This window comes from Psychrobacter sp. TS_SC_6 (assembly GCF_056156305.1).
The window spans coordinates 1213451-1226378 of the sequence record NZ_CM149590.1; the positions used below are offsets into that span (position 1 = coordinate 1213451).

At 42.1% G+C, this 12928-nt stretch carries 10 protein-coding genes; 4 read left to right on the plus strand and 6 right to left on the minus strand.

Going from position 1 to position 12928, the window contains the following annotated elements; genetic code table 11:
• Positions 1 to 62: 62 nt before the first annotated feature.
• The 5 genes from AC0J5Y_RS05265 to AC0J5Y_RS05285 form a co-directional block, all read right to left on the minus strand.
• Positions 63 to 1259: an ABC transporter permease gene (locus AC0J5Y_RS05265; protein WP_475131853.1), complete on the minus strand. Its 1197-nt coding sequence runs from the start codon at positions 1257 to 1259 to the stop codon at positions 63 to 65.
• Positions 1259 to 2563: an ABC transporter permease gene (locus AC0J5Y_RS05270; RefSeq protein WP_475131854.1), complete on the minus strand. Its 1305-nt coding sequence runs from the start codon at positions 2561 to 2563 to the stop codon at positions 1259 to 1261. Before AC0J5Y_RS05270 ends, AC0J5Y_RS05265 begins: the two co-directional genes overlap by 1 nt.
• Positions 2564 to 2566: 3 nt before the next feature.
• Positions 2567 to 3778, minus strand: coding sequence for an HlyD family secretion protein (locus tag AC0J5Y_RS05275; protein WP_475131855.1), 1212 nt, complete (start codon positions 3776 to 3778; stop codon positions 2567 to 2569).
• Positions 3779 to 3826: 48 nt separating this feature from the next.
• Positions 3827 to 4681, minus strand: a complete 855-nt coding sequence (locus AC0J5Y_RS05280) for a YihY/virulence factor BrkB family protein (protein ID WP_475131856.1) — start codon at positions 4679 to 4681, stop codon at positions 3827 to 3829.
• 116 nt (positions 4682 to 4797) lie between these two features.
• Positions 4798 to 6453, minus strand: coding sequence for a TolC family protein (locus AC0J5Y_RS05285; protein ID WP_475131857.1), 1656 nt, complete (start codon positions 6451 to 6453; stop codon positions 4798 to 4800).
• 449 nt (positions 6454 to 6902) lie between these two features.
• Here AC0J5Y_RS05285 and glpK point away from each other — a divergent pair, with 449 nt between their 5' ends.
• The 4 genes from glpK to AC0J5Y_RS05305 all read left to right on the plus strand — a co-directional run bounded on the left by glpK (position 6903) and on the right by AC0J5Y_RS05305 (position 11873).
• Positions 6903 to 8495 (plus strand): glycerol kinase GlpK, encoded by a 1593-nt coding sequence (gene glpK, locus AC0J5Y_RS05290; RefSeq protein ID WP_475131858.1) that lies wholly within the window; start codon positions 6903 to 6905, stop codon positions 8493 to 8495.
• 627 nt (positions 8496 to 9122) lie between these two features.
• Complete coding sequence (locus AC0J5Y_RS05295) at positions 9123 to 9593, plus strand: glycine zipper domain-containing protein (protein ID WP_475132096.1); 471 nt, start codon at positions 9123 to 9125, stop codon at positions 9591 to 9593.
• A gap of 349 nt (positions 9594 to 9942) precedes the next feature.
• Entirely contained in the window at positions 9943 to 10968 is a 1026-nt protein-coding gene (locus tag AC0J5Y_RS05300) for an endonuclease/exonuclease/phosphatase family protein (RefSeq protein ID WP_475131859.1), read from the plus strand.
• Positions 10969 to 11180: 212 nt separating this feature from the next.
• Positions 11181 to 11873 (plus strand): TetR/AcrR family transcriptional regulator, encoded by a 693-nt coding sequence (locus AC0J5Y_RS05305; protein WP_011513381.1) that lies wholly within the window; start codon positions 11181 to 11183, stop codon positions 11871 to 11873.
• A gap of 114 nt (positions 11874 to 11987) precedes the next feature.
• Here AC0J5Y_RS05305 and AC0J5Y_RS05310 read toward each other — a convergent pair whose 3' ends face one another.
• Positions 11988 to 12551, minus strand: a complete 564-nt coding sequence (locus AC0J5Y_RS05310) for a hypothetical protein (protein WP_475131860.1) — start codon at positions 12549 to 12551, stop codon at positions 11988 to 11990.
• Positions 12552 to 12928: the final 377 nt, after the last annotated feature.

Here is a 12928-nt window from a genome sequence, read left to right on the forward strand (position 1 = left end):
TTATACAGGCGCTTTTTTTATCATTACAAATATTATTAAGTATAAATTACATGTGATTGGTTTTAATAAGCGCTTTTGCGCTCTGCAATGAACCAGCGGAATAGCAACAGTAGAATAAAGTAAAAAATCCACAATCCTGCCAACGCATAAAATCCTGTTGCTACTTGCGCGATACTGGCACCCATTTGGTTAAGCTGCACGGAAGTATTGATACCTGGTGTCGTTGGCAATAACCAACGAATAATTTGCAAGAATTCAGGAAGCTGATGGGCAGGCCACGGATAGCCACTGACAAAAAACATTGGTAATGAGCTAAAGATTAAAATTTGCATACTACGCTCGCGCTGGCGAAACCAAAGTCCAAGCACGCAACCAAGTGTGGCGACTGTCGGACAAAATAGCAGCAAGAATAATAAACTGCCGAGCATGTTTTGCCCGCGCGGATAGTCATGAAGCTCAAATGCCCAGCCATAATAAAAACAGCCAATCACAAAGCTAAACATACTTAGCGCTGCAATCCGTCCAAGCCAGCCACGAATGTTAGTTCGATGACGCCTCTGCTCGTACCATGTTCCAATCAACATCGCCGTTGACATCAAAAGCGTTTGCTGCAAGATAAGAATAGACACCGCTGGCACGACGTAAGCGCCATAACCTTCCGTTTGATTATATAAAGGAATAATCCTTAACGGTACGGCTTGGGTTTTGGCAGAAGCAGTCGCTAAGTATGCCCCTTGTGCCACGTTTTTCTTTACCTCAATGCCAGCTGAGACAGTACTAACTGCTTGCAAAAACCCCATTTGCACGTTTTTATTTAATAAAAAATAGCCGCCATTACCAAGTACGCTGACGCTAGCGGCTTTGCCTGACAACACTTGCTGTTCAAGTCCGCTTGGAATAATCATGTAGCCTGCGATGTCATCCGCCCACATGGCATCGATGGCTTGCTGCTCATTTAAAAAGCGTTTTGTATCTAATTGCGGGCTGGCACTGGCATAGCGAACGATTGTTTGCGATAAAGGACTATTGTCTTTATCAACAATGCCAACAGGTACGTGATTGACCACTTCCGTAGAATACGGCCAAGGATAGAAGAAACCATAAATAATCGGTGCAATCATCAATAGTAACAGCACACCTTTATCAGAAAACACGTCTTTTATGGTTTGTAAAAAGCTGCCAAAGAAGCTTGGTGATGCCAGAATTTCCTCTGATACTACTATTTTAGTAGACGATTTATGATTTGAATTGGATGACATCAGCGTGCTCCCCAGCGTTCAGGATGCGCTAATGCGCGTTTGCTTAGTAAGGCCGTTAAATATAGCGTAACGAGTGTTGCTAGCGTCAGCCCGTAAACAACCGGTAAGGATATGATGACGGGCGCTTGCATCTGTAACTGTGCAATATGCAGCTTAAGATAATGGGTGAGCGGCAGCACATCTGACCAATGCTGGGCATTCTTACTGATAGCGACGTAAGGAAATGTTACCCCAGCGAACGCGTAAGAAGGTGCTGAGATAAAACCCGTCGCCGATAAACCCATACGCAATGAGAAGGAGCCTAAGGTAAACATAGCGCCAAGCCAGAAAGATAACATCATTAATAATACAAGGCTTATATAGGTTACCATGAGCCCGCTAATAGCAATTGATTGTTGCGGCGCTGCCAGCCATAAAGCCAATATCGACCAAATACTATAAGCCAGTAGCGGCCAAAAGTATTTGCCCAATAAACCAAATATTAATACCGATATACTTACTTCTTGTGATGCTTGGTTTTGACTGGCTGAGACATTATCTAATGGACTAAGTTGGCTGTCATTATTAGGTTGATCATCTTTAGGTGGTAATATCAAATGAACATGACTGCCATTGATAAAGTTATACCAGCGTCCGATTCGCTTGTCACGCAATTCACGGCCGATTGTCGTTGCGCCAATCACCATTGCCAAAATATGCAGCAGAGCAGGAATGACTGTCGATGCCAAAAATTGCTGATAATCAGTCGCAGCATTAAACAAGCTAATACGTTGAATGCTAATAGGAGAGTAGGCAATCGTAGCTTGTGATGGAGCCATCCCTTGCTTGACCAAGCGCTTTATCTCAACGCCTGCGGATAAGGTACCGATGACAGACTGTACGCTGGTTTGGATAATGCCCGAGTGAGTGCCATATTGGGCATTGACTTGGAGTACGATAGGAGCAGGCTTACTTAATAAGATATTACGAGAAAAATTTTCAGGGATAATGACGACTGCATAGATATCACGCTGCAAGATAGCAGCTTTTGCCGCAGCAGGCGTATGATATAGATGCTTTACCGTCAAATTAGGATTGGCTTCCAAATACCGCAATGCCGTATTGGCAACAGGGCCCTGATCATTATCAATCACGCCAATAGGTAAGTCTGTGATTTGTATTTGTGAAAAAATCCACCAAATCAATAGCACAGTAGCCAGCGGTATCCAAAACACCATTGCCAAGTCCCACGGATTTTTTACCAAAAACCGTCGCTCGTAAGCCGCACTACGTACAAACGCATCCTTTAGCTTCGTCAGGCGCATAGCTTACTCTTGGTTCCGATCAACGAGGGCAGGATTGAGACGTACAACTACGCTCATACCTGAGCGAATACGTCTATCAGGGTTAGTCGGTCGGGCTTTCACTTCAAAGGTACGAACGTCAAAACCATCGTCATTATTAGTCGGTCGCCAAGTGGCAAAGTCAGACAAGGTTGAAGTAGCATAAACAGTAAATTGCTTGGTATAAGGTTTTTCAGGTGATGATAAAGCGGGAATAGTACCCATGAACCGCTGACCAATCGCAAACTGATTTAAGTAGGTTTCCGTGACATTTAAGACGACCCATTGATCATTGGTATTGACTAAGGTTAGCAGCGGCACACCTTGACCGATTACTTCACCTGCATTGACGATGACATTATCGACGACACCAGAGATTGGGCTTTTTAAGTTGGCTTCTTCTTTTGCTACCATTGCTTCTTCTAATTGGGCATCGACTTGCGCAACTTGTGCAGTCGCCGCTGACTTATCTTCACTACGTGTGCCTTCCGTCGCTAACTCATATTGTAGGCGCGCCGCTTCGGTTTGATCTTGAGTTGCCAAATATTGTGCATAGGCTTCATCACGCTTTTGTCGCGCCATTAGTCCTTCTTCATACAGACGATTAACACGCTGATAAGTGTTTTCTGCCAAGTCGGATGCCGCTTTATGAGCTTGCCACGCTGCTTTTGCTTGAGCGATTTCTTGCGGACGTGCCCCATTTTCAGCTTTATCCAGCTGGCTTTGTGCCATTTGTTTGCCAGCGCGCGCCTGATTGATTTTTGCATTAATCTCAGGCGAGTCCATCTCTATTAGCTGTTGACCGACCGTTACTGCATCACCTTCTGTGACTAATATTTTTGCAATACGTCCCGGTACTTTTGCCGCGATAGACGTTTGCTGCATTTGCATTTGTCCCTGCAATGTCACGACTGTAGGCTCGCTATGTTGATTGCTCTTATATAAACCATAAGCAATCACACCGATTATTATCAGAACAATCAAGGCGAGAACGCCTTTTTTAATCAAGGCAGCTTTTTTGGATTTAGCGTTATTACGATTATAGGCAGGTGTAGGCTGTTCTGCTTCTGCTTCTGCTTCTGCCTCAGGCACATCCTCTGTCGAATCGATTGAAGCCTGCTCATTTTGAGAGGTCACTGACTCGGTTGAATCATTTGGTTTGCGTGAGTTGTCTGATTCGTGTGGTAATTCAGTCATGACAGGCAGATTCCTAAAGTAACAAAGTTGATAATAAAAGGTTTGTTGCTAGTACACACGAACAGCATAAGGCTTGGCGTTTTCTATGGTTTCAGCATTAAAAATAGCACCAAAAGCGATGATAAATGCTGAATAATACAGCCACAGCATAATGACCACAGCAGCTGAAAGCGCACCAAACTCAGCACTATAGTTATTGAAGTTTTGGACGTAAATCGAAAACAGCACAGACAATACAATCCAAAAAACAGTCGCCAAAGCAGCACCTGGCATCAGTTTTTTTAGGGGGATGGCATCACGGTTCGGGGCGAGGCGATATAATCCCAAAAAGCTTAAGAATATGATGCCAGCCAATATTGGCCATCTGCTCCAAAGCGCAATCGTCTTAGCTACTTGTGGAAAGGGGAAATAGGCGGCTACCAAAGGAATAATAGCAATAGAGGATATCGCTATAATCAAAACCACAACCGCCCCAAAGGTCAAACCAACCGCTCGAATCGTGCCTTGTATCAAGCTGCGTTCTTGAGTGATATAAAAGGCAAGATTGATCAGAATAATCAAAGATTTTATGCCTTTTGAGCCTGCATAAAGGGCGAGTAAGGTTGAGATAAGTAGACTGAAAGTGAGAGTGGATGAAGTATTAGAGGCTAAGTCGCTTAAGCGCGTATTAAGAACTTCATAGACAGTATCTGGTATAAAGGCACGTAAAAGTGAGATTTGTTCTTGCATCTCAATGGGTGAAAACGCAAGACCATAAATCAGTACAAATACAGCCATGACGGGAAAAATAGATAAAAAACCAAAAAACCCAACGCTCGCGCAATGTGCCCAAATATTAGAGTTATTCGCAATACGCCATGTGTTTAATAAAGATGATAGCCAATTGGTTAAGTTGAAAGTCATTTTTTTCATAAGACAGTTATTCACTATAGGATTAATAATAGTAGGGTGATGAATGGTTGTATGATGGTCAGTATAAGCGCTTATCAACGCACCCTACGATTTTTAATATAAAATCATCATTCAGTATACAAAGTGGGCAATTGGATATCGGCGGCATGGAGATAAGCGTTAAAGGCGAGTGGTGTACCGCAGCTTTGCATAAGAGCAGCAAGTGATTGAACATAGCTATAAGCTGCTTGCGCTTGCTCCGTACGTGCTTTTAGTGACTGCGTTTGCGCTTGGGCAATCTCGACTGGCGTATTCAAGCCCTCTTGTAGTCCAAGCCTACGTAAACGCAAGACTTCTGCCGCAAGCTCTACATTGCTTTGTAGGGCTTGATAGCGTGATTGGGCGTTATTCACATCATGCCAGTTTTTTTCAACCAGTAATAATAGGTTGTCACTGACTTCAATCTCAGACAAGTCAGCTTGGCGTATCTTGGCGTTACTTGATGCCAGAGACGCGGTTTTATCCAGACCGCCCCATAACTTCCAACTTGCCGAGACGCCAGCGACCCAGCTTGGGTCTTTTTCAATTTGTCCGTAGCCATACAGCATCACAGTTGGCTTGTAACCGGTATCTGACAGCGCATGCAATTGTTGAGCCTGAGCACGTTTGGCAGCGACTTTTTGTAGACCTGGGTGATTGGTCAGTGCCAAATCTTGAAAGTAACTGACATCAGGTAAGGGTCGGCTTGAGACAAACAAAGGTGTGCGAGGTTTAATGCGATAATCAGTGCGCAATAGACGCTGCAAAGCCATCATCGCAAGACGCGCATCATTATTAGCATTCACCGATTCGCTTTTTGCGTCGGCAAGTGCTGATTGTGCTTCTAAGCGATCAACGCGTGAGATGAAGCCTTCTTCAAACAAGCGCTCTGCCATATGGTCGGTCTGCTGTAACGTATCATAAGCATCGTCACGTAAGTAAGCGGCAATGATGGCCAGTTGCGCTTTAAAATAGCGTTCAATCAAGGTGTTATATAGCTCGTTTTTATCGAGTGTGCTGTCTGCTAGCGCTTCTTGGGTACGGGCATTAGATACGCCCGTTAATGCTGCTGCGCGTCCAGCGGTATAAATGGGCCATACCACACCGATGCCTGCACCTGTCGTTGAGCCTGAACGCTTTAACTCATAAGAATCTGGGAGACGCTCACCGACCAATTCACCGAAATTTGGTAAATCTGGAAGGGGTGGAACGATGTCGCCTACATTAACATTAGCGTCATTTATAATGCCGTTTTTGAGAGTTGATAAGTCAATATCCGTATCTACGTTATAGGCGCTGGCTGATACTCTGGCAAATACCAACGGGTTATCTATGGTCTTAAGTGCGTCCGTTTGATACTCACTAGCGGCAATAGCGGCTTGATTGGCAGCAATTTTTGGTGACACTTGCAATAGAATGTTTTGAGCTTGTTCAAGGCTTAATAGGCTAGAGACTTCTAATGGATAACTGTTATCAACACTTTTATGAGTGATAGGATCAATTAACGTCGTCAGACCAGTTTGGCGCTCAACTTTATCAGTATCAATATTTGTCATTGCTGTTCGACGTTGAGCAATGATTTGATTGTCAGAACTGTCAGCGTCGATAATTTGTGTCACTGCGACTGGCGTTATGTCATGTTGCCATTCATTATTATAGTTTTCGTTCGCGGCGGTAGATACCGTTAGACTTATAAATGCCACAGCAATCACAGCATTAGACAACGTCGATAAGGCAAATTTCATAAGTCGTACAAGCCATTAGTTAGAATGCAAGGTATTGTAGAGTTGCTGACAGTAGTCATTATTTATAACCTATTACTATTTATAACTTATTGCTATAAATCGAGAGCGATACTATAGATTGTTAGAGACTAGAATTTTGTCATTAACAATAAGGCGTACACTGTAATGTCACAATAGTGACCAGTCAATGCTCAGTATTCTCTTGCTTTGCATTGAACGAACAATGCTTTTGTGCTAAACATCTGTTTCTATGACAAATGATAGCATCACTTATTAATAGGCAATAAAAATAGATTGAGTTAAATATCAGAAGGTTAAGTGTTAATATTTTTTGAATTTGCAAGTTTGCTGGTTTTTCTACGACATGGTATCAAGCATCATAAATAGGTGCTAGCGACAAATAGAAAACTATAAAATATAAATGAGTAAGTTAAAACAGGGTGTGAATGATGGCAGGATATATTTTGGCCTTAGACCAAGGCACAACGTCAAGTCGAGCGATATTGTATGATGATCATGCGCGTTCAATTAAAATGGCACAGCAGCCGACGACCTTAAAAACACCGCAAGCAGGTTTTGTTGAGCAAGACGCACAGCAAATTTGGCAAACTCAAATCAGTTGTGCTCACGATGTGATCAATCAAGCAGGACTACTCGCGACCGATGTTAATAGTATCGCGATTACCAATCAGCGTGAGTCTATCGTTATTTGGGATAAACAAACGGGCAAACCTTTAGCACCTGCAATCATTTGGCAAGACAGACGTACTGCAAGCTATTGCAAAACCCTTACAACTGAGCTTTCTACCAGCACGAACAATAGCCATCAAGACGATATAGCAAGTGACGTACAACGTATTACAGGCTTACGCTTAGATCCGTATTTTAGCGCCAGCAAAATCGCTTGGCTGCTAGAACACAATCCCAAGTGGCGTACGCGTGCCAATAAAGGCGAAATAGCGGTCGGCACCATCGACAGTTGGCTCATATACAAGCTTACAGGTGGTGAGCATGTCATTGATGTGACCAATGCTTCTCGTACTTTGTTATATGACATTCATAAAATGGCATGGTCAGAAGACTTGTGCGCTCTTTTTGCGATACCGATGGCTATGTTGCCCAAAGTTTTGCCCTCTGATGGCGATTTTGGTAAAACCAAAAAAGGACTATTTGCCAAGCAGATTCCTATTCATGCGGTATTGGGCGACCAGCAAGCGGCGCTATTTGGACAAGGTTGTCTCGATGCAGGCATGGCCAAAAATACTTATGGCACCGGCTGTTTTATGCTGATGAACATTGGCCAAAAACCCAAGCTCAGTGAGCATAAACTATTGACCACTATCGCTTGGCAACGAAAATCTACGTCAAATCGTCCAGAGAGTCTCTCATTTGATCAAATCGTCCAATCAGGACGACGCATGTTACAACCGCCAAAAAAGGAAGTCACTTATGCCTTAGAAGGTAGTGTCTTTATGGCAGGTGCCATTGTCCAGTGGCTGCGTGATAATCTGGGTATGATTCAACAAAGCTGTGACATTGAACATTTAGCACGGCAAGTTGAGAGTAGTGGCGATGTAGTCTTACTCCCTGCATTTACAGGGCTTGGGGCGCCTTATTGGCGCTCGGATATCAGTGCGAGTATCACGGGGATGAGCCGTGGGACGACCAAAGCTCATATTGCAAGGGCAGCACTCGAGGCGGTTGCTTATCAAACATACGATGTGCTCATTGCGATGCAAAAAGACAGCCCGCATCCACTCACTGAGTTAAGAGTAGATGGCGGCGCTGCAAACAATGATTTATTGATGCAGTTCCAAGCAGATTTATTGAATGTGCCGGTACTGCGTCCAAGAGACACAGAGATTACTGCAAAAGGAGCCGCTTTACTTGCTGGCTTAAAAACAGGTTTATATGATGATATAACGATGAAGGCCTCATGGCAGGTAGATCGAGTTTTTGAACCTAAAATGTCTATAGATGTGCGTGAAAAGCATTTGTATAAATGGCAACAAGCTATCAGTAGGGCATTAATAGTGCCTTGATTACTATGATAGATAGTGTTTTGTTTATTACTCAATAGCCGTTTTTCAATATTGAATAATCGACTCACCTAGAAACTACGTCAGATGACAAAATTTTTGTACAGATATAGTCGGTGAAAAGTAATATCGATACAACACGTACTGCTGGTGTAAATTTTTCTTGCTTGCTGTGCCTACGCAGACAGAGGCTACAAAAAATTTACACCAGCAATACTGTAGCGACTTTAAAGTATTTCAACTATACAGATTGTAACGCAATACCATCGTGATTTTGACACAGTTTACATATTCGACCTATCTGTCTTTGAACTCAGTTCCTATACTTTAGAGGATTTAATAAAACGCTTAATCTAGCTTGTATTGCTATTAAGTGGAGTGACGATAAATAGAATATATAACAAGTCAATTAAGGAAGATATTATGAATAACGATGGCCGTATTACAGACCTAAATAATAGTGTGATTACTGATGACTATCTTGAAGTTGGTGATAGAGAGCGTATTATCGATGACAATGAGCGCCGACTGACTGGTAATGATCAGACAATCAACAATACTGTTATTAGACATGAGAATGATAACATTATAGAGGATCATGATGCGATTGATCGTACTGCTGTCAAGCACATGTCGAAAGAAGCAAGAAGTGATCTCAATGCTGATCCAATCACAGGCGAGCCAGGCTCACACCCTGTAGGTACTGGCATTGGTGGTATTGGCGGCGCAGCAGTAGGTGCTGCTATTGGCACGATGGCAGGTCCATTAGGCACGCTCATTGGTGGAGCAATTGGTGCAATTGTCGGTGGTGGGGTAGGTCATGCAGCAGCCGAAGCGATTGATCCAACGCGTGAAGAAGCATATTGGCGTGCAGAGTATGCCAATGCCGATTACTATCAAGAAGGTCATGACTTTGATCGTGATTTGCATCCAGCTTACGCGGTAGGCTATGCTAACCGTGCACGTTATCCTGCCGACGCCCGCTTTGAAGATCATGAGTCAGATTTAGAGCGCTCATGGAACAATGTGAAAGGTGAATCACGTATGGAATGGAATGAGGCACGTAGGGCATCTCGTGATGCGTGGAACCGCATTTCTTAATGTATTTACGCTGATTTTAATAAAATATTAAGTACTCAGGATAGATATTTTATAAAAGTGGTCAGCCAATAATACTCAAATGCTGCTAATAGTATATCTGCTTCAAGTAAGCAAACACGACTAAAGCTTACTGTCTTATTACAGGATTTAGTTCTATTGTAGACATCTTTTGTTAATAGACGCAATAATTTAAGTTTATGCTATTTTAAAGCCTCCAAAGATTTCTTTGGAGGCTTTTTTACTGTATATTACTATGTATGAATATATAATATACTTTATTGTTAAAATTAGCCGACTGCTAATAATTAGAAACCATATGTAAAAATAATTATAGAATAATAGGCAGTTTATGACCAATAATAACGAAAGTAATCATAAGCAGTTTTACATAGCAACTGCCAATCTGCTTAATTTTGCAAATCCTGATCGTCTCTATTATCCAAACGCACCTGCATATACTAATCACGAATACGAACATAAGTTACGCGGTATCACAGATCTACTGTCAAAGGCACACGCTGATATCATTGCGGTCCAAGAAGTCTGGGACAGTGAAGCGCTCGAAGCTTTAGCAGTATCATTGGGCTTTAAGCCTGAACATGTCGTTATTCCGCTGGCAAGTAATGACAGCGTAAATTCATATACGCAAGGTAAAGGGGCGCAAAATACGCCTGCTGTCGGTATCATTAGTCGGTTTGCGCACTTAGAGACCAGTTTGCTTGAAGAGATTGCCCCAAAAGCGGTCATTGATATCCCTGATGTTGGTCCCTATCAGCGCTTTAATCGTCCGCCCCTTGCATTGCGCGTAGATGCATTTGGTCAGCCCATAACGATTATTACCGCTCATCTAAAAAGTAAACGTGCTTTTTTCTTACGTGATGAGGCTGGTAATTTGTTAGAAGATATGGATGATCCAAACATTCGTATTCGTGCCAAGTTACGCAGTTTGTGTATGCGTGCGGCAGAAGCGGCTTCTATCAGGCTTTCTATCATAGATAGGTTACAGCATACTCGTGAGCCCTTGATTTTGCTCGGTGATATGAATGATGTGACTGAAAGCGTGACCACCCAGCTGATGACTGAGACTGGCGAGGTCAACTATGACAAGAGCATGCGAGACGTCGCGCTTTTTGATGCTGCTCGTATTCAAGCCCGTTATGGTTGGATGAAAGATGTAGCATATACTCATATCTATCAAGGTATGCCAGAAGTGATTGATCAGTTATTTGTCTCTGAAGAATTTTTACCTGATAGTAAGTTTTCGCTTGGTCAGGTGGAACGGGTTGACTACTTTAATGACCATTTAAAGTGGGATTATGCAGATAGAGTGATCGACCATGGTATTATAAGAGCGAAAATAAAGCTTCACAATTAATGCTATTTTATAATTAATTACTGAATTTTTTTTAACCTATTCTTGTTCCTTGCTTGATAGTGTACAAGCGTTTATTATGCCTCTTCGTTGAGTATAGTAGCGTTGTTATCAATCCATATGTGATTGATAGAAATGGTGCTTTGATTTAGGGCGCATACTATCCGATGGACACTATATTTTTAAAGATGTGACATAACATTAAGAGATTTATCATGAGTGAAAATAAAGACGACAAAATTGAAGATGTACTAGTAGATTCGGAGCTGGCAAAAAAGCTGGTGCCGAATAAGTTTAAATTTACCAGTCAGCAAGGACGCGCCCGTCGTCAAAAATTGTTGATGGGTGCTAAAAAGTTGAGTGAAACCCAATCTATTAATGATATTACGCTTGCTGCTGTCTGCGAAGAAGCGGGTATTCCACGAGCGTCTGCTTATCATTTCTTCCCTAATATTGAAGCCATTTTCTTGGCGCTGCGTTTTTTAAATGCTATTGATATTTTAGATGTATTGAGAACCGTTGAGACGGTTAAATATGATAGATGGCAAGGGTATCTTACAGCGCTGATTGATCGCTGTGTACAAATTTTTGATGAAGATCAAACCAAAGCCAAATTAATTTATGATACCAATACACCTGATTTTGAAGGCGACAGTTTTGGCGAGCACATGGATCACCAAGTAGTAAAATTGGTCTATGATCGTTTGGCTGAACGCTATGAAGTGCCTAAGTTTGAAGATATTCAGGATGTGTTATTGATTACTTTTAGTATCGTGAATGCGATCTTTACTGTTTCTTATCGTCGTCATGAGCGTATTACCGATAAGTATCTGCAAGAAGCGAATACGGCATCTATCGCTTATCTACGTTGTTACTTACCAGAGAAGCTACCGCGTAAAGACCGTTAGCCTGTATACTAAGTTTTAAAGACAGACATCAAAAAATCCGACATTTAAATGTCGGATTTTTTTGCTAAATTTTTATGTATAAGCTTTATAAAATACTTATAGTGAATAAAATTTCTACATTTGATCAAGTGTCGGCAATACTTGTCCATTACAGCGATCACCACTTGCATCGAAAGGCGAGTATTGCTCATAATAACGTACGATAAGCCCTTCTAATGCCACGTTTTCTTTAGAATCGTGAGCATTAACAAAAGCTTCACGTGCTTGTTCAAGCCAGCGATCAGCCATACGAAATTGGCTGCCTGCCTGCCGTGAATTATGTTCACATTGGTCGGTCGCTGCCCAGATTAATGCCACTTCACTAAATGCTATTTCGCGGGGAGCGCTTGCAATACCACTGCTGTCTTTGAGGGCGCTTAATGTTGCCCATAAATCAGGTCGCATTAGCGCTGATGAGGCAGATATATTTTGGATAAGAACAAGATCGTTTTCTGTGCCTTTTTTTAATGCTTGCAAAATAGCTTCTGCAGATTTTGCCGCTTCTAATCCAGCCGGTGAGCGACTATTCATACTGTCTTTATGGATGGCATAGTTGAGCCAAGCTTGAGCTTTATAAGCAAAGTACTGTTGCTGCGCAGTTTTATCTTTTTGCTGATAATGCTGTAGTTCTGCTAACATACAGCTCATCGCCCGTTGCTGCGTATTTTGGTTTTTATATGTCGCTTTTAAATCCTGACTCTGGCAGTAATCAGAGGTGCCTATAGTAGTGATATGAGTACTTTTTTGAAGAGTCGTAGCTGTGGTTGATACACATGAAGTCGTTGATAATAGCAAAACAGCTGAAAACGCAGCACATATTGGGTTTTTATAAGTAGCTACTTTAATAGTGGAGTAAAGCATAACGCGAAAACCTTGTAGTAAGCTGATGAGTATCGGTGCTGGCAATTTTGAGACTGATTTTATCGCTTATCAAATGCTATAGTCAATTTACTTCAAAAATATAGTGCTATTGGAATAAGATTTCAAAGTCTTTATCTTTCTTTAGTGCATGCGAA